This is a genomic window from Amycolatopsis sp. N2S4-7, assembly GCF_058119595.1.
In genome coordinates this window covers 7,660,882-7,685,877 of the sequence record NZ_CP172299.1, presented here as the reverse complement: position 1 = coordinate 7,685,877, position 24,996 = coordinate 7,660,882, and the positions used below count along the sequence as shown (strand labels likewise).

Here is a 24,996-nt window from a genome sequence, read left to right as displayed (position 1 = left end):
CGGATCATGCCCCCGGGTGGCTGTCCCCCACGTCGGAGGCGGTGCTGGCAAGATCTTCACAACCACGAGATACGGTGTTGCCCTGTGACCGCGATTCGCGATCGCCAGAGCGATCCAGATGCCGACGACGTCCCCGTCCCGTGGGATGAGCGTCCTGTCGTCGGTTCGAGGCGCGGACTGCCCTGGTGGGCGGCAGTCCTGGTCGGCCTCGGCCTGGCGGTCGTGGGCGCCCTCTTGGGCAAGCCGAGCCAGGGCAACATCCCGCTGATCTTCACGGTCTGTTACATCGCCGGGGCCGTGATCGCGGTCTGCGCGGTGCGCCGCCGCGGGCTGTTCGGGCCGATGGTGATGCCGCCGCTGGTGCTGGCCGTGACCGTGCCCGGCGTGATCCTGCTGACCTCGGGGTCGCAGGGCGACGACATGCTGTCGAAGGCGCTGAACATCGGCACCCCGCTGATCAACGGCTTCCCGACGATGGCGATCACCACCGGCATCACGCTGCTGATCGGGTTCGTCCGGATCTTCCGCGAGCGCGACCCGGACGCCCCGAAGAAGATCAAGGACGGCAAGGCCGACCGCCGCCGCCCGGACGAGGACGACGAGAAGCCGTCGTCCCGGGCCGCGACGACGTCGGCGGGTGGCCGTCCGAGGCCGCCGGGTTCGAGCCGTTCCGGCCAGACGCCGCTGCCCCCGGGCACCCGGCGTGGCCGCGAGGGCGAACCGCCCCGGCGCCCGCGTCCGCCCGCGGACGGCGAACGCCGCACCTCCCGCGCCGGCGCCCCCGCCGAACGCGACCCCGGAACCCGCGGCACCCGCAAGCCCCCGCCGGCGAACCGGCGCACCCCGCGCCCGGAAGAAGGCGACCCCCGCCGCCGCGAACCGCGCGGCGACGCCCCGCGCCGACGTCCGCGCCCGCCCGCGGAAGACGGCCGTGACACACCGCCGCCCCGGCGCCCATCCGGCGGACGCGGTGCCCCGCCCCGCCGCAACCGTCCTTGGGACGACGAAGAACGCTGACCTCCGCAAACGGCGGTCATCTCCCACGGGAGGTGACCGCCGTTTCGCATGCGGTGCCGGGGCTTGCGGGCCGATCTCACGTGACGGTGGCCGGAACTCACGTGATCCAAGGCGGATCTCGCGTGATTGCCGACGGAAGTCGCGTGATCGAGGGTGGATCTCGCGTGATTGAGGAGGTATCTCGCGTGACTGGAAGGGCATCACGCGTAAGCGAGGTCTGGGAAGCAGGTCGGCGGCGGGTCGCCGAAGCGAGCCGCCGCCGAAACCCTGCTTAGACCTTCCGAAGCTCCTTCGGCGGCGCGAAGGTGATCTTCTCGTTGGCCGTCGTGACTTCGTCGACGTCGCCGTAGCCGCGCTCGGCCAGCCAGGCGAGCAGCTCCATGACCAGCTCGTCCGGCACCGAGGCGCCCGAGGTCACCCCCACCGTCGTCACGCCGGACAGCCACGCCTCGTCGACCTCGTGCGCGAAGTCGACCAGGTACGACGCCCGCGCTCCCGCCTTCAGCGCCACCTCGACCAGGCGCTTCGAGTTGGACGAGTTCGTCGACCCGACCACCAGCACCAGATCGCACTCGGCGGCCATCGCCTTGACCGCGACCTGGCGGTTGGTCGTGGCGTAGCAGATGTCGTCGCTCGGCGGGTCGGCCAGCCCCGGGAAGCGCTCGCGGAGCTGGTCGACGCGCTCCATCGTCTCGTCGACCGACAGGGTCGTCTGGGACAGCCAGATCACCTTCGACGGGTCGCGCACCTCGACCTTGTCGACGTCCTCGGCCTTGTCGACCAGCTGCACCTTGTCCGGCGCCTCGCCGGCCGTGCCCTCGACCTCTTCGTGGCCTTCGTGGCCGATCAGCAGGATGTCGTAGTCGTCCTTCGCGAAGCGGTTGACCTCCTTGTGCACCTTCGTCACCAGGGGGCAGGTCGCGTCGATCGTGCGCAGGTTCCGTTCCGCGGCCTCCGCGTGCACCATCGGCGAGACGCCGTGGGCGGAAAACACCACGAGCGCGCCCTCGGGCACCTCGGACGTCTCGTCGACGAAGATCGCGCCGCGCTCGCGCAGCGTGTCGACCACGTGCCGGTTGTGCACGATCTCCTTGCGGACGTACACCGGAGCGCCGTAGACCTCGAGAGCCTTCTCGACGGCGATCACCGCGCGGTCGACGCCGGCGCAGTAACCACGGGGTTTGGCCAGCAGCACCCGCTTGCCGGAAGCGGTTCCGGTGATCGTCGGGGTACCCGCGGGCTCGATTCCGGGACTCGCTGAACTCATGGCACCCAGGGTACGGGCAGTCCCGTGACGGCCTCGCAGTCCCTTTCGGGTGAGCTTCGTCCCTCTACGGTGCTGTGCCCGGGGTCACGCAACGCGCCCGATCCCGATGTGGCTTGTTCCGCCGTCGCCCGCCGCACGACTTCCGCGCTGACCAGCGGTCCGCGCCGGGAGCCGCGGCGGACTGACCAGAGTGAGCCTCACCCGTTCGGTTGGGCAGGATGGCGGATATGCGGCAGGCTAGACGCATGAAGCCATTCCCGCTCCCCCTCCGGGTCGCCGCGGGCCTCGCCGTCAGCACCGCCGAGCGGGTTCGCGAACTCCCCCGGCAGCTCGCCGGCCTCCCGGTGACCGTGGTCAGTCAGGTGCTGCAGGCCTCCATGCGGGTGCAGCAGCACGTCACCGAGCTGGCGATCAAGGGCGACAACGCCCTGTCGAGCCTGCGCCCCGTCGAGGACACGCCGAGCTGGGCGACCTTCGACGAGGAACTCCCCGACGTCCCGCCCGCGCGGCCCAACCTCACGCCGGTCGCCGACGTGCCGGAACCGCGCTCGGAAATGAACGGTCACGCTGGGTCACTCTCCGAACTCGAAGAGGAACTCGGCGACCCGTGGGCCGAAGAAGAGCGCGCGCTCGCCGAGGACCACGCCGACGGCGAGTTCGACTCCAGCGAGAGCGAGAGCGACAGCGCGGCCGGGGCCAAGACCGAGCCCAAGACCGATGGCAAGGTCAAACCCGAGCCCGAGACCGACACCGACAGCCCCGAAGAGCCGCCCCGCAAGCCCAAGCCCGGGACGCCCAAGGCCGACAAGGCCAAGAGCGACATCCCCCGGACCAGCGCCGGCGGGTACGGCGGTCCCGCCGGGCTGACCGGCTACGACCAGCTCACCCTCCCGCAGCTGCGGGCCCGGCTGCGCCAGCTCTCGATCGACCAGCTCGAGACCATCCTCGAGTACGAGCGCGCGCACGCCGACCGCTCGTCGTTCACCGGCATGCTGTCCCGCCGGATCGCCAACGCCCGCAAGGCCGAGCAGGCCCAGGACAACGGCGACGGCACGGAAGGCCCGTGACCACCGAAACCGAAGCGAGCACCGCGGAAAAGCCGTGGCCGGTCCGGACCGTCGCGCGCAAGATCGGCGACTGGATCCACCGGCTCGGCACCGTCTGGGTCGAAGGCCAGGTCACGCAGGTCAACTCCCGGCCGAACACGCAGACCGCGTTCCTGACGCTGCGCGACCCGTCGGCGGACGTGTCGATGTCGGTGACCTGCCCGAACTGGCTGATCCGCGAGATGGAACCGCCGCTGCGCGAGGGCGCGAGCGTGGTGGTGCACGCGAAGCCGTCGTTCTTCTTCGGCCGCGGCACGATCAGCCTGCGCGCCGACCAGATCCGCGCGGTCGGCATCGGTGAGCTGCTGGCCCGGATCGAACGCCTGCGCAAGCTCCTGGCCGCCGAGGGCCTGTTCTCGCCGCAGCGCAAGCGGCCGGTCCCCTTCCTGCCGAAGGGCGTCGGGCTGATCACCGGCCGCGCGTCGGCGGCCGAGCGGGACGTCCTGGTCAACGCCCAGACGCGGTGGCCGCACGTCCGGTTCAAGGTGCTCAACACGGCCGTCCAGGGCTCGCAGGCGGTGCCCCAGGTGATGCGCGCGCTGCGGATCCTGGACGCCGACCCCGACATCGACGTCATCGTCATCGCCCGTGGCGGCGGCAGCGTCGAGGACCTGCTGCCGTTCTCGGACGAGGCGCTCTGCCGCGCGGTGTCGGCCGCGGGCACGCCGGTGGTCAGCGCGATCGGGCACGAGCCCGACACCCCGCTGCTCGACCACGTCGCCGACCTGCGCTGCTCGACGCCGACCGACGCCGGCAAGCGGATCGTGCCGGACCTGCGCGAGGAGACCCAGCGCGTCCGGCAGATGCGCGACCGCGGGCGCCGCGCCCTCCACGGCTGGGTCGACACCCAGACCCGGCTGCTGACGCAGCTCCGCAGCCGTCCGTCGCTGGCCGACCCGCTGGGCCCGATCCAGCGGCGCCAGGACGACGTCGACGTCCACCGCGAACGCGCGCGCCGCGCCATGCTGACGCTGCTCGCCAAGGACCAGGCCGAGATCGCGAGCGCGCGGGCCCGGCTCACCGCTCTCGGCCCGGCCGCCACCCTGGCCCGCGGGTACGCGGTCGTGCAGTTCATCGATTCCGAAGGCAACCTCCAGGTACTCCGCTCCGTCTCCGAAGTCGAGGCCGGTGCCCAGCTGCGCGTGCGCGTGGGTGACGGCGCGATCGGCGCGGTGGCGGAAGGAGAACAGGCGTGACGCTGGCGGCGGCGACGTTCCTCCCGCTGACCGTGGACGCGGCCCTGCGCCTGGGCGCGCGGCCGCTGCTGGACCAGGCGGTGCGCACCGACCGGGCCGCCACCGAATGCTGGACGGCGCTGCTCGCCGGCTGCCACAGCGCGGCCCGCCGCGACCTGGGCCCGCAGCTGCGGCGGCTGTCGGAGGCGACGTCGATGCAGGTCGGCTCGCGCTGGTGGTTCGCCGAGGGGGCCGGGCACCGCCGCCGGGTCGCCGGCGCGCAGGAGAACCTCGAAGAGGCGATCGCGGACGGTGACGGCCAGGAGTTCGCCCTGGCGTTCGTCGGGTACGACCACGCGATGGCCAGCGCGGTAGTGTGCGCGAACAGCGTGCAAGCCCGGAAGGTCGGAGAACACCGAGCGTGAGTGAAGCAGCCAGCGAGGAACTGGGCTACGAGCAGGCGCGTGACCGCCTCGTCGAGGTCGTCCGCGAGCTCGAAGCCGGTGGCCTTTCCCTCGAGCAGTCGCTCGCGTTGTGGGAGAAGGGCGAGAAGCTCGCGAAGGTCTGTGAGCGCCATCTCGAAGGCGCGCGTGAGCGGATCGAAGCCGCGCTGGCCTCGGTGGAGGACGACTCCGAGCAGTGAGGTAGGCCATGCCGACGGTATCTGGAAACACGGCGGGTATCTGACAGACTGAACGCCCGCCAGTTCCACGATCCGGGAGGCACAGATGCCCGCCGCAGACAGTCGTCGTGAAGCGCCCGACCGCAACCTCGCGATGGAGCTGGTCCGGGTGACCGAGGCCGCCGCGATGGCGGCCGGCCGCTGGGTCGGCCGCGGCGACAAGATCGGCGGCGACGGCGCGGCCGTCGACGCGATGCGCCAGCTGGTCTCGACGGTGTCGATGCGCGGGGTCGTGGTGATCGGCGAGGGCGAGAAGGACGAGGCCCCGATGCTGTTCAACGGCGAAGAAGTGGGCAACGGCGACGGCCCGGACTGCGACGTCGCGGTCGACCCGGTCGACGGCACCACGCTGATGGCCAAGGGCATGCCGAACGCGCTCGCGGTGCTCGCCGTCGCCGAGCGCGGCGCGATGTTCGACCCCTCCGCGGTGTTCTACATGGAGAAGCTGGCCGTCGGACCGGACGCGGCGGGCAAGGTCGAGCTGGGCGCGCCGATCGCGGAGAACATCCGGCGCGTCGCCAAGGCGAAGAACAGCAGCATCGGCGACGTCACCGTGTGCATCCTCGACCGCCCGCGGCACGAGAAGATCATCAAGGAGGTCCGCGACGCGGGTGCGCGGATCCGGTTCATCTCCGACGGCGACGTCGCGGGCGCGATCGCCGCGGCCCGCCCGACCACCGGCGTCGACATGCTGATCGGCATCGGCGGCACCCCCGAGGGCATCATCGCGGCCTGCGCGATGAAGTGCCTCGGCGGCGAGCTGCAGGGCCGGCTGTGGCCGAAGGACGACGCCGAGCGCGAGAAGGCCCTCGCCGCCGGCCACGACCTCGACCGCGTGCTGCTGAACGACGACCTCGTGCGCGGCGACAACGTCTTCTTCTGCGCCACCGGCGTCACCGACGGCGACCTGCTGCGCGGCGTCCACTACCGCGAAGGCGGCGCGACGACGCAGTCCATCGTGATGCGGTCCAAGTCCGGGACCGTCAGAATGATCGACGGCTACCACCGGCTGAACAAGCTGCGGGCGTACTCCTCGGTCAACTTCGACGGCCACCTGGACGCGCCCGACGACGACGTCGTGCCCCCGCTGCCGTAAGGAGATCCGTGACCAGGCGACTACCGGCCCTGTTGGTCCTGCTGTTCGCCCTGGTCACCGGCACCGCCTCGGCCGAACCCGGCATCGTCGGGGGCGCCGACGCGGACCAGCCGTACCCGTTCACGGTTTCGCTGCACTCGACGTCGGGGAAGCTGTTCTGCGCCGGCGTGCTGATCGCGCCCACCTGGGTGGTCACGGCGGCGCACTGCGCGTTCGACAAGACCCCGGGCGCGGTTTCGGTGCGGGCGGGGACGAACGACGCGGGCCAGGGCGGCGAGGTCGCCCAGATCGCCGGGATCGTCGTGAACCCGGCCTTCAGCACGCAGAACCCGGCGGGCGACATCGCGTTGCTGCGGCTGGCGGCGCCGGTGCAGGCGGCACCGATCGCGCTGGCGACGGCCGCGTCGCCCGGCACGGCGACCCGGATCCTCGGCTGGGGCCAGACCTGCCCGAAGGTCAACTGCGGCCGGATCCCCACGGCGCTGCAGCAGCTCGACACGCACATCGTCGAGGGCACGAAGTGCACGGCGGGTTTCGACGGCACGGCCGAGCTGTGCACCGACAACCCGGGCGGCAAGGCCGGGGCGTGCTTCGGCGACTCCGGGGGTCCGCAGATCGTCCGCGACGGGGACCGCTGGCTGCTCGTCGGCGTGACCAGCCGGCCGGGCAACAACGACCCGGAATGCGCGACGGCGCCGTCGATCTACACGTCCGTCGTCGCGTATGCGCCGTGGATCGCGGAGAAGACGAAGGCCTGAGCTACTCGGCGTTGCTCGAGTGGCCCGGGAACAGGTGGGCGTCCGGGTCGAGCGCGACGGCGATGTTGTTGACCGCCGTCGCCGCTTCGCCGAAGCCGGTCGCGATCAGCTTGACCTTCCCCGGGTACGCGGCGACGTCGCCCGCCGCGTAGACGCGTTCGCGCGCGGTCGCCATGGTGGAGTCGACGGCGATGGCGCGGTGGCTGATCTCCAGGCCCCAGCTCTCGATCGGGCCGAGGTCGGCGGTGAACCCGAGCGCCGCGACGACGGCGTTGGCCGGCAGCCGCTCTTCGCCGGCGCCCTTGACCGAGACGTCGACGGCTTCGAGCGTCCCGTCCGGGGCTTCGACGAACCGGGTGACCTCGGCGTCGGTGATGATCCGGGTGCCGAGCTCGCGCGCCTGCCGGACGATCGACTCGGCGGCGCGGAACTTCGCCCGGCGGTGCACCAGCGTCACGCTCGCCGCGACCGGGTGCAGCGCGAGGATCCAGTCGAAGGCCGAGTCGCCGCCGCCGACGACCACGACGTGCTGGTCCGCGTGCGCCTGCAGCGACGGGACGAAGTGGACCATGCCGCGGCCGAGCCAGCCGTCGCCGGCGGGCAGCGGGCGCGGGGTGAACTCGCCGATGCCGGCGGTGATGAGGACGGCGCGGGCTTTGAGGGTCTCGCCGCCGTCGAGGGTCAGCTCGACTCCGTCGGCTTGGCTCTCCAGCTTCTCGGCCTTGCGCCCCAGCAGGTACTTCGGCTTGAACGGCGCGGCCTGCTTCACCAGGCCGTCGACGAGATCGCGCCCGCGGACCTCGGCGAACCCGCCGACGTCGTAGATCATCTTCTCGGGGTACATCGCGGTCACCTGGCCGCCGGGCTCGGGCAGCGAGTCGACCACCGCCATCGAGAGGCCGCGGAACCCGGCGTAGTAGGCGGCGAAGAGGCCGGTCGGGCCCGCGCCGATGATCACGAGGTCGTAGGCGTCCCCAGAAGCTTCAGTCATGCTCGCTCCAGCCAGTGGTGGATGGCGGTGATCGAGAACACAGCCGATCCTAGCCGGATCGGAGTTCACCCGACGGGGTGCGACACCGGCGCCCCGACGACCGGCGGCCGCCGTGGGGTGTGCGGCGGACGGCACTGAGCGGGCTCGTCGCCGTCGTCGTGTTCCGCGGCTGGCTCGCCTTCGGCGGGTGACTGGGCTGCCGTCGGCTTCTCCGGTCGGGTTCCTCCCGTTCGTCTCGGCGGGTTCGCGGGCCTCGCCGGGTCGTCGCCCGCCGGCTCGGACGGGGCTTTTCGCTCGCGTTGCTGCCGGCGCTCTTCCGCGGCCGGCCGTGGCTCCGGGACGAGATCCTTCTCTCGCCGTCTCGCCCTCCCGCCGAGGGAGCAGCCGGCCGAAGCCGCTCACCAGTTCAGAGCCGCTGCCGGCCGATACACATCCCCGCGTAGTTGTGGACAACTCGGCGGCCGGGCACCGGGACCACCCGGTTTGTCGGTGACCGCCGATAGACTGGCCAAGGGGACGCCCCCCAGGGAAGGGCGGGGCCGGTCCCGGACTCCGGCGCCGCACAACTGCCGCTGCTTCCCTTTCGCCGGTGCATCGGCCGCCCCCGGGGAGCGCAGGGGTGCGCAACGCCACCACGCGGTGACCCGCGAAGAGGTCCAGAATCGGTGTCATGGCTGACCAGGAATACCGGATCGAACACGACACCATGGGCGAGGTCCGCGTGCCTGCCGACGCGCTCTACCGCGCGCAGACCCAGCGGGCCGTCGAGAACTTCCCCATCTCCGGCCGGGGCCTGGAGCGCGCCCAGATCCGCGCGCTCGGCCTGCTCAAGGCCGCCGCCGCGCGCGTGAACCAGAAGCTCGGCGTGCTCGACGCCGACGTCGCGGACGCCATCGCCAAAGCCGCCGACGAGGTCGCCGAGGGCGCCCACGACGCGCACTTCCCGATCGACGTCTTCCAGACCGGCTCGGGGACGTCGTCGAACATGAACGCCAACGAGGTCATCGCGACCCTGGCCAGCCGCGCCCTCGGCAAGGACGTCCACCCGAACGACCACGTCAACGCGTCGCAGTCGTCGAACGACACCTTCCCGACCACGATCCACGTCGCCGCCACCGAAGCCGTGACCAAGGACGTCATCCCGGCGCTCGAGTACCTCGCCGGCGCCATCGAGGTGCGTGCCGCGGAGTGGGCCGGCGTCGTGAAGTCCGGCCGCACGCACCTGATGGACGCGGTGCCGATCACGCTCGGCCAGGAGGCCGGCGCGTGGGCGTCGCAGATCCGCTTCGGCGTCGAACGGCTGAAGTCGGGCCTGCCGCGGCTGGGCGAGCTGCCGATCGGCGGCACGGCCGTCGGCTCGGGCCTCAACGCGCCCGAGGGCTTCGGTGCCGGCGTCGCCGTCGAGCTCGCCACCGTGACCGGGCTGCCGCTGACCGAGGCCCGCGACCACTTCGAGGCGCAGGCGACGCAGGACAGCGTCGTCGAGACGTCCGGGCACCTGCGCACGATCGCCGTGTCGCTGAACAAGATCGCGAACGACCTGCGCTGGCTGGGATCCGGCCCGCGCACCGGGCTGGCCGAGCTGGCGCTGCCGGACCTGCAGCCGGGCTCGTCGATCATGCCGGGCAAGGTGAACCCGGTGATCCCGGAGGCGACGCTGCAGGTGGTCGCGCAGGTGATCGGCAACGACGCCGCGGTCGCCTTCGCCGGTGCCGCGGGCAACTTCCAGCTGAACGTCAACCTGCCGGTGATCGCCCGGAACGTCCTCGAATCGGCGCGCCTGCTCGCGGCCGTGTCCCGGCTGCTGGCGGACAAGGTGTTCGCGGGGATCACCGTGAACACCGAGCGGACACGCACGTACGCCGAGGGCTCGCCGTCGATCGTGACGCCGCTGAACAAGTACATCGGCTACGAAGAGGCGGCCGCGGTCGCGAAGCAGGCGTTGAAGGAGCTGAAGACGATCCGCGAGGTCGTCATCGAGCGCGGCCACGTGAAGGACGGCAAGCTCACCGAAGCCCAGCTCGACGAAGCGCTCGACCTCCTCCGCATGGCCCGCGGCGGCAGGTGACCCGCTACCGCCGGCGCAGGCGCTTGTCCGCCAGCGCCGGCGGGGTGTAGTCCTTCTCGGCCGGGTTGAGGTCCGTGCCCGGCGGGACGATCTCGTCGATCCGGTCCAGCACGTCGTCGTCGAGGACCAGGTCCGCACCCGCCAGGAGGTCGTCGAGCTGCGCCGGCGTGCGCGGGCCGATGATCGCCGACGTCACGCCCGGGTGCGCCCGGACGAACGCCGTCGCCAGGTGCGTGAGCGGCCGGCCCAGGTCGTCGGCGATCTTCTTCAGCTGGGCGATCGCCTCGAACTTGACGGCGTTCTCCGGCAGCGCCGGGTCGAACTTGTGCGCCTGCAGCGTCCGGCGGCCCTCGGAAAGGTCCACATCGGACGGTTTCGTGTACTTCCCCGACAGCCAGCCGCTGGCCAGCGGGCTCCACGTCAGCACGCCCATGCCGTACTTCTGCGCGGTCGGCAGCACGGCGGTTTCGATCGCCCGGTTGAAGATCGAGTACGGCGGCTGCTCGGCGCGGAACCGTGCCAGGCCGCGCTTTTCGGCCACCCACTGGGCTTCCACGATCTGCTCGGCCGGGAAGTCCGACGAGCCGATCGCGCGGACCTTCCCGGCCCGCACGAAGTCCGTGAGCACCGACAGGGTCTCCTCGACGTCGGTCGTGGGGTCCGGCCGGTGGACCTGGTAGAGGTCGATGTAGTCGGTGTCGAGGCGGCGCAGGCTGTCGTCCAGCGCGCGGGTCAGCCAGCGCCGGGAAAGACCACCTTGGTTGGGGTCGGCACCCATCCGGAAGAAGCCCTTGGTGGCCAGCACGACGTCGTCGCGACGGCCCTTGAGCGCCTTGCCGACGATCCGCTCGTTCTCGCCGTCGGAATACATGTCCGCGGTGTCCCAGAAGTTGACGCCCGCGTCGAGCGCGGTGTGCAGCATCCGGACGCCCTCTTCGTGGTCCGGGTTGCCCCACTTGCCCAGCATCATCGCGCCGAACGCGTACTCGCTGACCGAGATGCCCGTACCGCCCAGAATTCGTCGTTCCATGCCACTACCTTGGAAGCCGCCGGAAGATCGGACCAGGTCACGCTCGACCTGGGTCTGGCAGTACCAGGCGGGGCCGCGCGAGCCGGGGATACTGGAGGCATGAGTGACGCAGCCGAGCTGGGCGCCTTCCTGAAGGCGCGCCGCGCCGCCCTCGACCCCGCCGACCTGGGCCTGCCGCCCGGGATCACGCAACGGCGGGTCAAGGGCCTGCGCCGCGAGGAGCTGGCGCAGCTGTCCGGGATCAGCGTCGACTACTACACGCGGCTCGAACAGGGCCGGGCGAAGAACGTCTCCGACGCGGTCCTCGACGCGCTGGCCCGTGCGCTGCGCCTCACCGACGGCGAGGCGTCCTACCTGCGCAACCTCGCCGCTCCCCCACGCCGTGAACGGAGTGCGCCCCAGCGGATCCGGCCCGAGCTGCAGCAGCTGCTCGACGCCGTCCAGGCGCCGGCGTTCGTCTTCGGCCGGTACCTGGAGGTGCTGGCCTGGAACGCACTCGGCGGCGCCGTCTCGTTCGACTTCGGCCGCCTCGAAGAACGCAACATCGCGAAGCTGTTCTTCCTCGACGAACGCGCGAAGGAGCTGCACCCGCAGTGGGACGAGGTGGCTCGCGAGGTCGTCGCGAACCTGCGGGCCGAGAGCGGGCGGCACCCCGGCGACCCGGAGTTCGCCCGGCTCATCGGCGAGCTTTCGCTGGCCAGCGCGGAGTTCGGCAGGCTGTGGGCGGAGCACGCGGTGCGGGAGAAGGCGCAGGGGTGGAAGGTGATGCACAACCCCGTGGTCGGCGAGCTGCGGCTGCGCTACCAGACGCTGCGCCTGCCCGACGACCCCGACCAGGGCATGGTGATCTACCACGCCGAACCGGGGTCGGACAGCGAACGCGCGCTCGGCCTGCTGGCCAGCTGGATCGCCGAGGCGCCCGCCGGTGAACGACCGGTGAACTCTCGCCCGTAGCCGTCCCGCGCCGGGTTTTCGCTGCCTACGCTGCTTCACCTGGGGAGTCGGGGGCAGAGGAGCGGCACGGTGGGCGTCGGCGCGACGATGCAGTCCCTCGCCGAAATCCTGAGCTCGGACTCCGGCAGCCTCGTCCTCGGGCTGGCCGCGCTGGTCGCGATCGCCGCGCCGTTCATCGACCGCTACTTCATCCGGCGGCGCCGGATGACGTTCCGGGTGCTCTACAACTCCAAGATCGGGCTGTCCCCGATCCTGGACCTGCACGACGGCGAGAACGGGTCCGCGCAGGCGGCCCCGCAGCTGGAGCAGGTCTCGCGGCTGCTCGACCGGATGAGCGTCGTGGTGATCCGGATCCACAACACCGGCGGGTTCGACATCGCGCCGGGGGACTTCGAAATCCCGCTGTCGTTCACCTTCGGCAACCGGATCGTCTGGGACGCGCGGGTGTCCGACGCCACCGACGACGGCCTGCGCCAGCACGTCCGCGACGGCCTCGAGTTCTTCACCCGGGAGACGCCGCAACGGCCGGTCGAAGGCGCGAAGCTGTCCCGCGTGCGCGCGTGGCTGCCGAAGCGGCTGGCCGGCCTCGCCGCGGCCGAAGCCCCGCCCGAAGCGCCCGAGTGGCACGGCGTCCGGTTCGCCCGGCTTTCGCTGAAGCGCAAGGAGAAGTTCAAGCTCGTCGTCGTGCTGCGCGAGTCCGACGGCCACGACGGCGAGATCAGCAAGGAGATCGATCACCACGCGCGGCTGGCCGCCGGGCGGATCAAGGACGACCGCAAGCAGCGCCGGTTCGGCTGGCCGGTGATCACCACGGCCGTCGGGGTGCTGCTGACCGGGGCGCTGCTGGCCACGCTGATCGTTTCGTGGTCCCGGCCGGGTGACTCCGCGCAGTGCGCCACCGGGAAGCTGGCGGTCGAGGGGTCGAGCGCGTTCGTGCCGATCATCGACAGCATCGCCGCCGAGTACCACGGCCAGTGCGACGGCGCCGCCATCACGACCCGCGCGACCGGCAGCGTCACCGGCGTCCGCGCGCTCGCCCCGGTCGACGCGGCGGGCAAGGACGGGCTGGCGGTGCTGTCGGACGGCCGGTCCGGGGAAGCGGGGCCGGAGCTGGAGGCGAAGGCGGTCGCGGTGATCGTGTACAGCCTGGTCGTCAACCGCGCGGCCGGCGTCGACCGGCTGACGACCCAGCAGGTCAGGGACATCTTCAGCGGCCGGGTGCGGAACTGGGACCAGCTCCGGCCCGGGCCGTCGGTGCCGATCGGGATCGTCGGGCGCGGGCAGGAGTCAGGCACGCGCAAGACGTTCGAGCAGAAGGTGCTCGGCGGCGCCGAGGACCGGCTGACGTCGGACTCGTGCCGCAAGCCCGAACGCGACCCGGCGGCGGCCACCACCCGGTGCGAGCGCGGCACGACGGCCGAGGTGCTCACCGAGGTCGGCGCGGTCCCGGGAGCGATCGGGTACGCCGACGTACCGGCGGCGAAGGCGGCCGCGGCGCGGGACCGGCAGCTGAGCGTCGTCCAGCTCGACGGCCACTACCCCGACGTCACGAACGTCGACGCGGGGTACCGGTTCTGGACCGTCGAGTACCTGTACACGAAGGGCGTACCGGACGGCGGCAGCGTGCTGAAGCGGTTCCTGGACTACCTGGCGAGCCCGGCCGCGCGGGCCGAGCTGCAGGACGCCGGGTACACGCCGTGCGTGGCCAAGGACGGCCTGCTCGACCCCCTCTGCACCAGGCCGGACATCTGATCGGACTGAAATTGTCGGTGGTCCGGGTCATGATGTCCGGGTGTTGCTGAGCGAGATAGTCCGGGCGTCCGCCGAGCTGGCGGCGACGAGGTCCAGGAAGGCGAAGATCGCCGTCCTGGCCGAACTGCTGCGCGCGGCCGAGATCACCGAGCTGGCCACGGTGGTCGCGTACCTGACCGGGCAGACGGCGCAGGACAGGCTGGGTGCGGGCTGGCGCACCCTGGCCGGCCTCGGCGCCGACCCGGCCTCGGCGCCGGCGGTGTCGGTGGTGGAGGTGGACGCGGCCCTGACCGCGGCGGCCGGCGTCGCGGCGGGCACGGGTTCGTCGACGCGGCGGCAGGACGTGCTGCGCGCGCTGTTCGTCCGGCTGACGAAGGACGAGCAGCAGTTCCTGTTCCGGCTGGTCACCGGCGAGCTGCGGCAGGGCGCGCTGGAAGGCGTGATGGTCGACGCGATCGCGGCGGCCGCCGAGGTGCCGGCCGAGGACGTGCGGCGGGCCTTCATGCTGTCCGGGAAGCTCGGCGTCACCGCGGTCGCGGCGCTGACCGGCGGGCAGGCGGCGCTGGCGGAGTTCCGGCTCACGCTGGGCACCCCGATCAAGCCGATGCTGGCGTCGCCGGCGGAGTCGCTCGACGAGGCCGTTGCCGAGCACGCGGAGGCGATCGTCGAGTACAAGATGGACGGTGCGCGGATCCAGGTGCACCGCCAGGGCGACGAGGTGCACGTCTGGACGCGGACGCTGCGCGAGATCACCGGGAGCGTCCAGGAGCTGGTCGAGCTCGTGCGGGCGCTGCCGTGCGAGTCGGTGGTGCTCGACGGCGAGACCCTCGCGCTGACCGACGCCGGGCGGCCGCGGCCGTTCCAGGACACGATGAGCCGGTTCGGCAGCACCCGCGAGGAGCAGGTGAAGGCGCTGCTGCTGCGGCCGTACTTCTTCGACTGCCTGCACCTCGACGGCGTCGACCTGCTGGACGCGCCCCTGTCCGAGCGCAACGCGGCGCTGCGCAAGGTCGCCGGGGCGCACGTGATCCCCGGTGAGGTGGGGGTGGCGGGGGCGGCCGCCGTGCTGGAGGCGGCGATGGAGGCCGGGCACGAAGGGGTGATGGTCAAGGACCTGGCGTCGCCGTACGCGGCCGGGCGGCGCGGGCGGGCGTGGCTGAAGGTCAAGCCGGTGCACACGATCGACCTGGTGGTGCTCGCGGCGGAGTGGGGCCACGGCCGGCGCACGGGCATGCTGTCGAACCTGCACCTGGGTGCCCGCGACCCGGACGGCGGCCCGCCGATCATGGTGGGCAAGACGTTCAAGGGCATGACCGACGAGCTGCTGGCCTGGCAGACGAGGACCTTCCAGGAGATCGAAACCCACCGCGACGACTGGACGGTGTACGTCCGGCCGGAGGTGGTGGTGGAGATCGAGCTGGACAGCGCCCAGGTGAGCACGCGCTACCCGGGCGGGCTGGCGCTGCGGTTCGCGAGGGTGGTCCGCTACCGCCCGGACAAGGACCCGGCAGAGGCGGACACGATCGACACGGTCCGCGGCCTCCTCCACGGCGACCGCTCGGAAGGGAGCTGACCACGCCCTCCGGTCACCCAGGCACGCGAGTCGTCCGCCCCATCACGCGTGATGCCCTCCAATCACGTGTGATGCCCCATCGAACCCCCGAAAGGAGCCGACTACGAAGGTCTTGATCACGACATCTCGCGCGTCGGCGGTGCTTTCCTCCTAAAAGGAAAGACGAAAGTCGATGTTGCGCGCCCGCCGGTCTCGCCAGGGTGGAGTTTCCACCACTCCCGGGGAGAACAGCATGAGATTGCGCGCCACCGCCGGCCTGCTCGCGAGTACGACCCTGGTCGTCACGGCGTTCGCCGCGCCGGCCGAGGCCACGCCCGTGCCCAGTACGCCGAATGCCGGGCACCAGCCGTCGAAGCACCACTTCTCGGCGGCCGCGCAGTCGTTCGTCGGCGCCGACACCGTGCAGGCGCGCGTTGCGAAGCTGGAGGCGGCGATGGCGTCGCTGCCGAAGGAAAGCACCGCGTACAACGCGACGAAGCTGTGGAACGACGGCATCACCGGCGCGGGCAGCACCGTAGCGACGCTGGTTTCCTTCGGCGACGACCAGGTCAAGGAAGTCCTCGACACCTACTCGAAGAACCACGGCCTGCCGCCGGCGAACGTCGAGGTCATCCAGCCGTCCGGGCCCGTGCCCGCGTGCACCGATCCCGGCGTCGACACCGCCACCTGCCAGGGCTGGGGCGGCGAAACCGACCTCGACGTCACGATGATGCACGCCATGGCGCCGAACGCGAAGATCATCGTCGCCGCGACGCCGGTCGCCGAGACGCAGGGCTTCACCGGCCTGCCCGAGATGATGCACGCCGTCGACTACATGACCGAGCACAAGCTCGTCGACGTCATCTCGATGAGCTTCGGGACCACCGAAGAAAACTTCCCGTCTTTCGACTCGATCAAGACGCTCGACCCGGCCCTGGACCGCGCGAGCAAGGCCGGGATCACGATGGTCGCCTCGTCCGGTGACGACGGCCCGACCGGCGGCTACCTCTACGGCCCGGGCAACTACCCCTACCGCGTCGCGAGCTGGCCGGCGTCCGACCCGCGCGTCACGACGCTCGGCGGCACCCAGCTGCACCTCGACGCGAACGGCGTCCGCACGAAGCCGGACGACGTCGTGAGCGTCGCCGACAACGGCTTCTCCGAGGGCGCCGGGCTGTCCAAGACGTACTCGCGGCCGAACTGGCAGGACGGCGTCAAGAAGATCACCGGCAGCAGGATGCGCTCGTTCCCGGACATCAGCATGGAAGGCGTCTTCGGCACGTCGCAGTCCGCGCCGCTGTTCGCCGGCGTGCTCGCGCTCGCGGTGCAGGCCAAGCACGGCAAGCTCGGCCAGATCAACCCGGCGCTGTACGAAAAGCTGGGCCCGGCCGGCCCGAAGGCGGGCATCGTCGACGTCACCGAAGGCGACAACAGCCAGGACGGCGTCGTCGGCTTCACCGCGGCGAAGGGCTTCGACATCGCCAGCGGCTGGGGCACGGTCGACGCGGCCGTTTTCGTTCCGGCTTTGGTGAAGGCGCTCCGCTGACAGCTTGACCGGAAGCGGCGTTCGACGAATTCGACACGGCGAACGCCGCTTTCCGGTCATAACCCCCGAGCCGCGGAAAAACCGGATCACGGACCGCGTTCTGCCGACTACCACTCCCACGGGTGACGACAATTTTCCCGCCGCGGCCCGACATCGGCGATCCCTAGAGTGCGCTCCTCGCAAGCGAATCCGCTCCCTTCCCGAGCGGTCATGGAGGAGCAAGAAGTGGTCAGCAAGGAACAGATGAAAGCGGCCATCCACGCGGCTTTCGATTCGGTCGTCGCCGATGGGGCGAGTTACACCAAGGTGTACGCCGTGGAAATCAGGCAGAAGAACTACCTCGTCTTCCGCACCACCACCGTCGCCAACTTCGCGCTGGGCTTCAAGCCCGGGCAGACCGACCTCGTCCTCGTCCCGCTCGAGGAGAAGAACGGCACCGTCACGGCGGGCTCGCCGCTGACGATCACCGACGCGAACCGGGCGTCGGTCAAGAAACGCGATCTCCAGGGCCGGTTCGTCATCAAGACGACCGACGGCCGGACGTTCCGGCTCACCATCATCCCGTCCGTGGCGAAGATCCTGGCCGCCACCTACCAGCTGCCGGTCGAGCAGAAGGCGGAGTACGAGGCGTTCACCGCGCTCCGCGACGCCCTCACCGCGGCGTAACGTCCGGGGCTGTCCACGCGCTGGGCAGCCCCAGCCCGCCGGACTCGACTCCATCGAGTGGTCCACTGTGGAGTTACCGGCCGGTATGGTCTGGGGGATGCGCAGCGAAAAGCTCACCCGCGCCTGGTTCGCGGTCACCGCACTGGTCGCGGTGGCCGGGTTGGTCATCCAGGTGATCGCCACCGCCGGCGACACCACCGGCCGCTTCACGACGGTCGCCGGGCGGGTCGCGAACCTGTTCTGCTTCTTCACGATCGACTCGAACCTGCTGGTCACCGCGACCTCGGCGATGGTGGCGCTCGGCCTCGCCCGCGGCGGGCTGTTCCGCGTGCTCTGGCTGGACGCGCTGGTCGGCATCATCGTGACCGGCATCGTCTACCAGGTCGCGCTCGCCGGCCTGTACGAGCTGCACGGGCTTTCCCTGGTCGCCGACACGGTGCTGCACAAGGTGACGCCGATCCTGTTCGTGCTCGGCTGGCTCGTCGCCGGCCCGCGCGGCGCCCTGACCTGGCGCACGGTGTGGTGGTCGCTGCTCTACCCCCTGGTCTGGCTCGCGTTCACCCTGCCGCGCGGCGCGCTCACCGGCTTCTACCCGTACCCCTTCGTCGACGCGGCCACCCTCGGCTACGGCAGCGTGACGATCAACTGCGTCGCCATCGGCCTCTTCTTCACGACCCTCGCCACCGGCGCGCTCCTCCTCGACCGCCGACTGTCGAAGAAATCGTTGACAATCACGGCGACAGCGCCGTAACGCCCCCCACCCGGCACCTTCCCGGCCCCACCGGCCGTCGCCGACGCGCGTCCCGTGACATCGGAGGACTCCTGTTCCCCGTCGTCGCACACTGCGGCGGCGACGGGCCGAGCACCTTCCTGACGCCCGTGCTGGTCTGGGCCGAAAGCGGCCGGCAGCCCGGCGCGGTGGTCGCGTCGAACGCGGCAGCACCGACGAGGACGCAAACTTCGTCCCGTTCACGCCCCCGGCCGAGCCTGCGGTGCCGGGGTAGTCGGCGGCGAACTCCTCTGCCGGCCCGCGAAGACCTGGCTGACCGGGTTAGGGTCGGGCGCATGACGGCGATCGTGCAGAACCTGGTGACGTCCGGTGTCTTCGAACTCGACGGAGGCAGCTGGGACGTCGACAACAACGTGTGGATCGTGGGCGACGACGCGGAAGTGATCGTGATCGACGCGGCCCACGACGCGAAGGCGATCGAGAACGTCGTCGGCGAGCGGAAGCTGGCCGCGATCGTCTGCACCCACGCGCACAACGACCACGTCAACGCCGCGCCCGAACTCGCCGCCGCGACCGGCGCGCCGATCCTGCTGCACCCCGATGACCGGGTCGTCTGGGACCTCACCCACCCGGACCGCGCGCCGGACGGCGAGCTGGCGGACGGCCAGAAGATCACCATCGCCGGCACCGAGCTCCGCGTCATCCACACGCCGGGGCACGCGCCCGGCGCGGTCTGCCTGTACGCCGCGGAACTCGGCGTGCTGTTCACCGGCGACACACTGTTCCACGGCGGGCCGGGCGCCACCGGGCGGTCCTACTCGGACTACCCGACGATCGTGAAGTCCATCCGGGAGAAGCTCTTCACGCTGCCGGAGGCCACGAAGGTGCACACCGGCCACGGCGAGGGCACCACGATCGGCGCCGAGAAGGCGGCTTCGGACGGCTGGGACCAGCCCTAGGACGTGTGTTTCCGGGCGACGACGGCGAACTCCTCGATCGCCCGGTCCAGCGCGACCACGGCCTCACGCACGACCGGCGGCAGCACCGTCCGGTTGAACTCGCCGCCCTCGTCCAGCTCGCGCCCCACGTGGTGCAGGTCCATGTCCTTCCTCCGCACGGTCTTGGCCGCGTCGACCAGCTCGTCCGGCCCGCTCATCACCAGCAGCCCGAGCAAGGACCGCATTTCCGTGCGGACGGTGTAGTAGTCGTCTTCGAGCGCGGTCAGGCGCTCGACGTCGGCGAGCTTGCCGAACGTGTGCTGGCGATGAACGACGTTGAGGGTGACGAGGTGGTGCCGCGCGCGGCCCGCGGCCTCGATGAACCCGCCGCAGCGGTCGGCGCGGTTCTGCCGCAGCTTCGCGCGCCGGGCGGCGTTGAGTTTCAACGGCTCGAGCAGGGCGCCCAACGTGACCCCGGCCAGCGAAGCGATGGCCGCGATGATCGCGGCGCCCGAGACGGTCAGCACACGGACGTGTCTATCAGGTCAGCGCGTCAGCCGCGGCGGAACGGGCTCGACGCGTACGCGCCGCTTCGCCTCGTCGACCAGGCTTCGCGCCCACTCCTGCAGCCCCGCGACGTCGATGCCGTGCGGTGGCTCACCCCGGAACGGCTCGATGTTCGCCGCGCCGCGTTCCAGCAGCGACGCCGCGCCGACCGCGTTGCCGCGCGCCGCGTGCGTCAGGCCGACGGCGAGCTGCGCGAGGCCGCGCCAGAGCTCGCGGTCGGGTCCGTCGGCGGTCTTCCACGCGTCCTCGAAGACCTCGTGCGCGTGGAACGGCTTGCCGTCGTCGAGCAGCCGCTGCGCCTCCGCAAGCGTTTGCGCGGGCGTCCGCGCGATGCCTTCCGGCTGGCGCTCGACGCCGTCGGCGCCGTACGGCAGCGGCCGGCCGAGGCCGTCGCGCGGCCGCGCGTTGCGTGCCCGTCCCTCGGGGTCCCGGTCGCGGCGGCTCATGCCCCGATCTTCCCACGGGCCCGGCCGCGTTCGCCGTCTCCCGGACTGCCCCGTAGTCTGGGGACTCGTGCGTTTCCTCGACGGCCACCGGCCCGCCCACGACCTGACCTACGACGACGTGTTCCTGCTGCCGAACCGCTCGGACGTGGAGTCCCGCTTCGACGTCGACCTGTCCACCGCGGACGGCACCGGCGCGACAATCCCGATCGTGGTCGCGAACATGACCGCGGTCGCCGGCCGCCGGATGGCGGAGACCGTCGCCCGGCGCGGCGGCCTGGTGGTGCTGCCCCAGGACGTCGACACCGCCGCCGTCGCCGAGATCGTCGGCTGGGTGAAGAGCCGCCACACGGTGTGGGACACGCCACTCGTGCTCACCGGCGGCGACGCGGTCGCCGACGCCCTCAACCTGGTCCACAAGCGCTCTCACGGCGCCGTCGTGATCGTCGACGGCGAAGGCCGCCCGGTCGGCATCGTCGACGAAGCGGCCTGCGCGGGTGTCGACCGCTTCGCGCGTCTCGCCGACGTCGCGCAGCCCGCGAGCGTCGCGGTGCCGCTGACCACGCCGTCGCGCGAGGTCTTCGAGCTGCTCCACAGCCACGGCGCGAACCTGGCGCTGGGCCTGGACGCCGATGGCCGGCTCGCGGGCGTGCTGACCGCCGTCGGCGCGCTGCGCGCGGACATCTACACCCCAGCCGTCGACGGAGACGGCAGGCTGCGCGTCGCGGCCGCGGTCGGCGTCAACGGCGACGTCGCGGCGAAGGCCGAAGCCGTCCTCGCCTCGGGCGTCGACGTCCTGGTCGTCGACACCGCGCACGGGCACCAGGAGAAGATGATCGCCGCGCTGAAGGCCGTCCGGTCGGTGTCGCCGCAGGTCCCGGTGGTCGCCGGGAACGTCGTCACGGCCGAAGGCACGCGCGACCTGATCCAGGCCGGCGCCGACGTCGTCAAGGTCGGTGTCGGGCCGGGCGCGATGTGCACGACCCGGATGATGACCGGCGTGGGCCGCCCGCAGTTCTCCGCGGTCGCCGACTGCGCGGCCGCCGCGCGCGAGCTGGGCAAGCACGTCTGGGCCGACGGCGGCGTCCGCCACCCGCGCGACGTCGCGCTGGCCCTGGCCGCGGGTGCGTCCGCGGCGATGGTCGGCTCGTGGTTCGCCGGCACCTACGAATCCCCCGGCGACCTGCGGTTCGACGAGCAGGGGCGGCCCTACAAGGAGTCGTTCGGCATGGCGTCGAAGCGCGCGGTCGGCGCGCGGACGCGCACGGACAACGTCTTCGACCGCGCGCGGAAGGCGCTGTTCGAGGAGGGCATCTCGTCGTCGCGGATGGCCCTCGACCCGGCGCGGCCGGGCGTGGAGGACCTGCTGGACTCGATCGGCTCCGGCGTCCGGTCCTCGTGCACGTACGCGGGCGCGCGCACGCTGGAGGAGTTCCACGAGCGCGCGCTGCTGGGCGTGCAGTCGGCCGCTGGGTTCGCCGAAGGCCGTCCGCTTCCCGCGGGCTGGTAAAAGCTCAGCCCGCGCAGCAGACGTGTTCCGACCACTCCGGAACGTGCCACCAGTGCTGCTTCTCCGCCGTTGGGGCAGCGGGCGCCACCTCGGTGGCCGCCCGCTGTTCCGGCCGGTTCCGGTAGGGCGCCAGCAACTCGCCGACCGTGTGCGGCACTCCGCCGACCATCACGGTGCGGACGTTCGCGGCCGCCTTGATGTCCTGCAACGGGTTGCCGCTGACGAGCGACAGATCGGCGTACGCCCCACGCTTGAGCACACCGATCCGGTCCTCCAGGCCCAGCCACCGCGCCGGGTTGCGGGTGGCGGTGGTGAGCGCCTCGTACGGCGTGAACCCGAACGCGACCATGGCCCGCAGGTTCTGGTGGGTGGAGACGGCCACGTTGTCCAACGGGGAGTCCGTGCCGGTGACCACGAACCCGCCCGCCCGGTGGATCCGCAGCACCATGTCGACGTTCCCGGCGAGGACCTGGCGGAGGTAGGCGTTCTCCGGGTTGCCCGCGGTGTCCGCCGTGGTCTTGAGCTGCTGGTATTCCCACTGCGGGAAGAGGACCTCGGTGCGCTCGTCGGTCACGAGCGACTTGTCGTCCGCGTACAACGCCCTGGAGGTGAACAACGTCGGCGTGATCGACATCCCCGAGCGGACGAACAAGGCGACAGCGTCCTGGTACGCCCGGCCGATCCGGCTGACGGTGTGCGAGTACCCGAGCCGGTTGGTGGCCCCGGTGTGCTCCATCGCGTCCATGCCGATGTTCGCCGCCGGGTACAGGTAGTGCGACGACAACGGGATGCCCGCCCGGTGCGCGGCCCGGACGACTGCCTGCTGGTAGGTCACGGGAAGCCGGACGTACGTCTTGATCATGTCGTATTCCAGCTCGACCGCGCGGGACAGCTCCAGGTCCAGCTGCTCCGGCGAAAGGGTCGGCCGCATGAAGTTGTAGTAGATCCGGGAGCCGTCGATCGCTTCCCCGGTGCCGAAGTACCTCGGCCCGACGCGGTTTCCGGATTCCAGCGCCTCGCGCGTCTCCAGCATCTGGTACACCGGGTCGCCGGGCGAACGGGTCGTGGTGATGCCGTAGGACAGCCACAGCCTGCCCTGCCGGTCACCCCACTGCCTGCCGCGCAGGTGCCAGTGGTTGTGGAGGTCGACGAGCCCGGGCATGGCGGTCAGGTCGTGCGCGTCGACGGTCCCCGGTGCGTCCCGGTGCGGCCGGATGTCGGCGATCCGGCCACCGTCGACGACGATGTCGACGTCCCGCCGCAGGGTCCGGGCGACGCCGTCCCACGCCGCACCGACGTGGATGACGACCGGGCGCGGCGAGCGCGGCCGGGCCCACGTGAAGTCGAGCCGGATCGTGCGCGGCTCGCCGCCGGTGATCTTCTGCGCCTTGAGCTGCCCCTTCGACAGGTACACGAGCGTGTCGTTCCCTCGCCAGGCCAGGGAGTCGGTGACGTCGTGGGTGACCTGCCTCGGCTCGCCGACGAGCCGTCCGGCGCCGTCGACCGGAGCGATCCACGCCACGCTTTCGACCGTGAAGGCGAGATACCGGCCGTCGGGTGACCACAGTGGACCGTCGTCGCCGCGGGTGGCGAGCGAGCGGAACGGCATCGCCTCGGCGTAGCGGAGTTCGTGCGTCTTCAGGTCGACCGTGAGGATCTGGCTCGTGCCCTCCCGGTACCGCCGCGAGTACGGCTTCACCGCGGCCAGCGCGACGACCGACCCGTCGGGCGACCAGGTGGGCCTGCCCGGCATGAACAGCGGCGGCGTCACCTGCTGGGCCTGGGCCGTGGCCACGTCGTAGATCCACGTGGCGCCGTCCTGGTCGGCGTACGCCACCCGGCCGCCGTCCGGCGACCACCGCGGCGCGACCTGGGCACCCGGCAGCCGGGTGAGGACGGTGTCCTCGCCGGTGCCGAGGTCATGAAGCCACAGGTCGGCGGTGCCGAGCCGGTCACTCGTGTAGAGCAGCTTCGTCCCGTCCGGGTGGAAGTCCGGATCGGAGTTGAAGTAGCCGTCGCCGATCAGCCGCTGTGGCCTGCCACCGCCGGCCGCGACGACGTAGATCGCGTTGAGGGCCCGGAACGCGATCCGCTTGCCGTCGGGGGAAACCACCGGACCGGCGATGCCACGGACGGGCTTCGGCGCGGCCGAGTCCAGGTCACGGACCCGCCTCCGGTAGTCCCGCGTTGCCGTGGACACGCCTGCTTCGAACGGGATGTCCTTGACGGCGCCGGACTGCTCGCGCCGCCGGAGGTGCCCGTCGGCGGTGTAGAGCACGGTCGACCCGGACCAGTTCGCGGCGAAGCCGAAGACGTCCTCGCCCTTGGTCAGCTGCTCGTCGCCGAGCATGAGGTCCGCTTCGGCGCCACGCAGCCGCAGGTAGCTGGGCTGCCCGCCAGGACCGAACGCGGGGCCGTAGAACTTGTCGGCGCCGGTCGCGGTGACCAGGCGCGTCCGGGCGCCGGTCGCCGAGGTGACGACGTCGATGGCGGTGTCGTTCACGGTGAAGACGATCTTCGTGCCGTCGGCCGACCACCGCGGCGACGCCTCTTCGTCCGTGGTGGACACCACCGTGCTGATCACTCCGGAGGCGACGTCCAGCAGGTGGATGCCGTAGCTGCCGTCCCGGTCGCTGCTGAAGGCGATCTTGGCGCCGTCCGGCGAGAACACGGGCTCCCGGTGGTCGAACCGCCCGCTGGTGAGCTTGCGGGGCGTGCCGCCTGCGGCGTCGATGACGTACAGGTGGAAGTTGCCGTCGCGGTAGGACTGGAACACGATCCGGCGGCCGTCCGGCGACCAGCTGGGGAGCGTGGCGTCCTGCAGGTCGCCGGTGAGCCGCCGCGCGCGGCCGCCGTCGGCGGGCAGCACCCAGATCCCGGTGACCAGGTCGACCGCGATCCACCGGCCGTCCGGTGACAGCGCGGCGGACATGTTCGTGCCCTCCCGCAGCACCACGCCGTCCCGTCCGGCGTCCGGCCGGACATCCGGTTCGGCCTCGGCGACCCCCGCCCCGGCCACGGCCAGCGCGGCGGCGGCGACGCCACCACGAACGAGAAGTTCACGACGGGAAAGGCTTTCCGGCGCCATGCGGCCAACTATGCCCACCCCCGGATCGGCCGTCCAGCGGCCGAGCGGGTTCTTCACCGG

The 24,996-nt window shown here is 71.6% G+C and carries 22 protein-coding genes; 16 read left to right on the top strand and 6 right to left on the bottom strand.

Annotated features, from left to right (window positions below; genetic code table 11):
• The first annotated feature begins 84 nt into the window (after nucleotides 1-84).
• Complete coding sequence (locus ACH54P_RS36500) at nucleotides 85-1,017, top strand: DUF6542 domain-containing protein (RefSeq protein ID WP_489907846.1); 933 nt, start codon at nucleotides 85-87, stop codon at nucleotides 1,015-1,017.
• Nucleotides 1,018-1,288: 271 nt separating this feature from the next.
• On the opposite strand, the gene ACH54P_RS36495 is transcribed toward ACH54P_RS36500, so the two are convergent.
• Nucleotides 1,289-2,284: a 4-hydroxy-3-methylbut-2-enyl diphosphate reductase gene (locus ACH54P_RS36495; protein WP_489907845.1), complete on the bottom strand. Its 996-nt coding sequence runs from the start codon at nucleotides 2,282-2,284 to the stop codon at nucleotides 1,289-1,291.
• A 245-nt stretch (nucleotides 2,285-2,529) separates the two neighbouring features.
• Here ACH54P_RS36495 and ACH54P_RS36490 point away from each other — a divergent pair, with 245 nt between their 5' ends.
• The 6 genes from ACH54P_RS36490 to ACH54P_RS36465 all read left to right on the top strand — a co-directional run bounded on the left by ACH54P_RS36490 (nucleotide 2,530) and on the right by ACH54P_RS36465 (nucleotide 7,101).
• Nucleotides 2,530-3,351 (top strand): lipid droplet-associated protein, encoded by an 822-nt coding sequence (locus tag ACH54P_RS36490; protein ID WP_489907844.1) that lies wholly within the window; start codon nucleotides 2,530-2,532, stop codon nucleotides 3,349-3,351.
• A complete protein-coding gene (gene xseA, locus ACH54P_RS36485) occupies nucleotides 3,348-4,586 on the top strand; it encodes an exodeoxyribonuclease VII large subunit (protein WP_489907843.1) in 1,239 nt (412 codons plus the stop codon). Before ACH54P_RS36490 ends, xseA begins: the two co-directional genes overlap by 4 nt.
• A complete protein-coding gene (locus ACH54P_RS36480; protein ID WP_489907842.1) occupies nucleotides 4,583-4,990 on the top strand; it encodes a hypothetical protein in 408 nt (135 codons plus the stop codon). The genes xseA and ACH54P_RS36480 overlap by 4 nt, the downstream gene beginning before the upstream one ends.
• Nucleotides 4,987-5,208 (top strand): exodeoxyribonuclease VII small subunit, encoded by a 222-nt coding sequence (locus ACH54P_RS36475; protein WP_013229792.1) that lies wholly within the window; start codon nucleotides 4,987-4,989, stop codon nucleotides 5,206-5,208. Before ACH54P_RS36480 ends, ACH54P_RS36475 begins: the two co-directional genes overlap by 4 nt.
• 85 nt (nucleotides 5,209-5,293) lie before the next feature.
• Entirely contained in the window at nucleotides 5,294-6,343 is a 1,050-nt protein-coding gene (gene glpX / locus ACH54P_RS36470) for a class II fructose-bisphosphatase (protein ID WP_489907840.1), read from the top strand.
• 8 nt (nucleotides 6,344-6,351) lie between these two features.
• Nucleotides 6,352-7,101 (top strand): S1 family peptidase, encoded by a 750-nt coding sequence (locus ACH54P_RS36465; RefSeq protein ID WP_489907839.1) that lies wholly within the window; start codon nucleotides 6,352-6,354, stop codon nucleotides 7,099-7,101.
• A gap of 1 nt (nucleotide 7,102) precedes the next feature.
• On the opposite strand, the gene ACH54P_RS36460 is transcribed toward ACH54P_RS36465, so the two are convergent.
• Nucleotides 7,103-8,092: an NAD(P)/FAD-dependent oxidoreductase gene (locus ACH54P_RS36460; protein WP_489907838.1), complete on the bottom strand. Its 990-nt coding sequence runs from the start codon at nucleotides 8,090-8,092 to the stop codon at nucleotides 7,103-7,105.
• A 670-nt stretch (nucleotides 8,093-8,762) separates the two neighbouring features.
• Between ACH54P_RS36460 and ACH54P_RS36455 the strand changes: the two genes are divergently transcribed.
• Nucleotides 8,763-10,160: a class II fumarate hydratase gene (locus ACH54P_RS36455; RefSeq protein ID WP_489907837.1), complete on the top strand. Its 1,398-nt coding sequence runs from the start codon at nucleotides 8,763-8,765 to the stop codon at nucleotides 10,158-10,160.
• A 4-nt stretch (nucleotides 10,161-10,164) separates the two neighbouring features.
• On the opposite strand, the gene ACH54P_RS36450 is transcribed toward ACH54P_RS36455, so the two are convergent.
• Complete coding sequence (locus ACH54P_RS36450; RefSeq protein WP_489907836.1) at nucleotides 10,165-11,190, bottom strand: aldo/keto reductase; 1,026 nt, start codon at nucleotides 11,188-11,190, stop codon at nucleotides 10,165-10,167.
• A 99-nt stretch (nucleotides 11,191-11,289) separates the two neighbouring features.
• Here ACH54P_RS36450 and ACH54P_RS36445 point away from each other — a divergent pair, with 99 nt between their 5' ends.
• The 7 genes from ACH54P_RS36445 to ACH54P_RS36415 all read left to right on the top strand — a co-directional run bounded on the left by ACH54P_RS36445 (nucleotide 11,290) and on the right by ACH54P_RS36415 (nucleotide 19,349).
• Complete coding sequence (locus ACH54P_RS36445) at nucleotides 11,290-12,144, top strand: helix-turn-helix transcriptional regulator (RefSeq protein WP_489907835.1); 855 nt, start codon at nucleotides 11,290-11,292, stop codon at nucleotides 12,142-12,144.
• Nucleotides 12,145-12,213: 69 nt separating this feature from the next.
• Entirely contained in the window at nucleotides 12,214-13,896 is a 1,683-nt protein-coding gene (locus tag ACH54P_RS36440; protein WP_489907834.1) for a PstS family phosphate ABC transporter substrate-binding protein, read from the top strand.
• Nucleotides 13,897-13,936: 40 nt separating this feature from the next.
• Nucleotides 13,937-15,469: an ATP-dependent DNA ligase gene (locus tag ACH54P_RS36435; protein WP_489907833.1), complete on the top strand. Its 1,533-nt coding sequence runs from the start codon at nucleotides 13,937-13,939 to the stop codon at nucleotides 15,467-15,469.
• Between the two features lie 232 nt (nucleotides 15,470-15,701).
• Nucleotides 15,702-16,994, top strand: coding sequence for a S53 family peptidase (locus tag ACH54P_RS36430; protein WP_489907832.1), 1,293 nt, complete (start codon nucleotides 15,702-15,704; stop codon nucleotides 16,992-16,994).
• Between the two features lie 225 nt (nucleotides 16,995-17,219).
• Nucleotides 17,220-17,660 (top strand): hypothetical protein, encoded by a 441-nt coding sequence (locus ACH54P_RS36425; RefSeq protein ID WP_489907831.1) that lies wholly within the window; start codon nucleotides 17,220-17,222, stop codon nucleotides 17,658-17,660.
• Nucleotides 17,661-17,757: 97 nt separating this feature from the next.
• Entirely contained in the window at nucleotides 17,758-18,411 is a 654-nt protein-coding gene (locus ACH54P_RS36420; protein WP_489907830.1) for a Pr6Pr family membrane protein, read from the top strand.
• A 314-nt stretch (nucleotides 18,412-18,725) separates the two neighbouring features.
• Entirely contained in the window at nucleotides 18,726-19,349 is a 624-nt protein-coding gene (locus ACH54P_RS36415; protein WP_489907829.1) for an MBL fold metallo-hydrolase, read from the top strand.
• On the opposite strand, the gene ACH54P_RS36410 is transcribed toward ACH54P_RS36415, so the two are convergent.
• Together ACH54P_RS36410 and ACH54P_RS36405 are read right to left on the bottom strand one after the other, a co-directional pair.
• The gene (locus ACH54P_RS36410; RefSeq protein WP_489907828.1) at nucleotides 19,346-19,855 is read right to left on the bottom strand and encodes a hypothetical protein; all 510 of its coding nucleotides are present in this window, start codon (nucleotides 19,853-19,855) and stop codon (nucleotides 19,346-19,348) included. The two genes, ACH54P_RS36415 and ACH54P_RS36410, sit on opposite strands and share 4 nt — an antisense overlap.
• A gap of 18 nt (nucleotides 19,856-19,873) precedes the next feature.
• Nucleotides 19,874-20,341 carry a DUF309 domain-containing protein gene (locus ACH54P_RS36405; protein WP_489907827.1) on the bottom strand — a complete coding sequence of 156 codons (468 nt, stop codon included), beginning with the start codon at nucleotides 20,339-20,341 and terminating at the stop codon, nucleotides 19,874-19,876.
• A 67-nt stretch (nucleotides 20,342-20,408) separates the two neighbouring features.
• Here ACH54P_RS36405 and guaB1 point away from each other — a divergent pair, with 67 nt between their 5' ends.
• Nucleotides 20,409-21,848: a GMP reductase gene (gene guaB1 / locus ACH54P_RS36400; protein WP_489907826.1), complete on the top strand. Its 1,440-nt coding sequence runs from the start codon at nucleotides 20,409-20,411 to the stop codon at nucleotides 21,846-21,848.
• A 4-nt stretch (nucleotides 21,849-21,852) separates the two neighbouring features.
• On the opposite strand, the gene ACH54P_RS36395 is transcribed toward guaB1, so the two are convergent.
• Nucleotides 21,853-24,936, bottom strand: coding sequence for an amidohydrolase family protein (locus tag ACH54P_RS36395; protein WP_489907825.1), 3,084 nt, complete (start codon nucleotides 24,934-24,936; stop codon nucleotides 21,853-21,855).
• Between the last annotated feature and the right edge of the window lie 60 nt (nucleotides 24,937-24,996).

What these genes read in the sequence shown, in the direction of transcription:
- ACH54P_RS36495 (WP_489907845.1), bottom strand. Translation starts at nt 2,284, where the DNA reads ATGAGTTCAGCGAGTCCCGGAATCGAGCCCGCGGGTACCCCGACGATC.
- glpX (WP_489907840.1), top strand. Translation starts at nt 5,294, where the DNA reads ATGCCCGCCGCAGACAGTCGTCGTGAAGCGCCCGACCGCAACCTCGCG.
- ACH54P_RS36445 (WP_489907835.1), top strand. Translation starts at nt 11,290, where the DNA reads ATGAGTGACGCAGCCGAGCTGGGCGCCTTCCTGAAGGCGCGCCGCGCC.
- ACH54P_RS36430 (WP_489907832.1), top strand. Translation starts at nt 15,702, where the DNA reads ATGAGATTGCGCGCCACCGCCGGCCTGCTCGCGAGTACGACCCTGGTC.
- ACH54P_RS36420 (WP_489907830.1), top strand. Translation starts at nt 17,758, where the DNA reads ATGCGCAGCGAAAAGCTCACCCGCGCCTGGTTCGCGGTCACCGCACTG.
- ACH54P_RS36490 (WP_489907844.1), top strand. Translation starts at nt 2,530, where the DNA reads ATGAAGCCATTCCCGCTCCCCCTCCGGGTCGCCGCGGGCCTCGCCGTC.
- ACH54P_RS36455 (WP_489907837.1), top strand. Translation starts at nt 8,763, where the DNA reads ATGGCTGACCAGGAATACCGGATCGAACACGACACCATGGGCGAGGTC.
- ACH54P_RS36395 (WP_489907825.1), bottom strand. Translation starts at nt 24,936, where the DNA reads ATGGCGCCGGAAAGCCTTTCCCGTCGTGAACTTCTCGTTCGTGGTGGC.
- ACH54P_RS36415 (WP_489907829.1), top strand. Translation starts at nt 18,726, where the DNA reads ATGACGGCGATCGTGCAGAACCTGGTGACGTCCGGTGTCTTCGAACTC.
- ACH54P_RS36450 (WP_489907836.1), bottom strand. Translation starts at nt 11,190, where the DNA reads ATGGAACGACGAATTCTGGGCGGTACGGGCATCTCGGTCAGCGAGTAC.
- ACH54P_RS36405 (WP_489907827.1), bottom strand. Translation starts at nt 20,341, where the DNA reads ATGAGCCGCCGCGACCGGGACCCCGAGGGACGGGCACGCAACGCGCGG.
- ACH54P_RS36460 (WP_489907838.1), bottom strand. Translation starts at nt 8,092, where the DNA reads ATGACTGAAGCTTCTGGGGACGCCTACGACCTCGTGATCATCGGCGCG.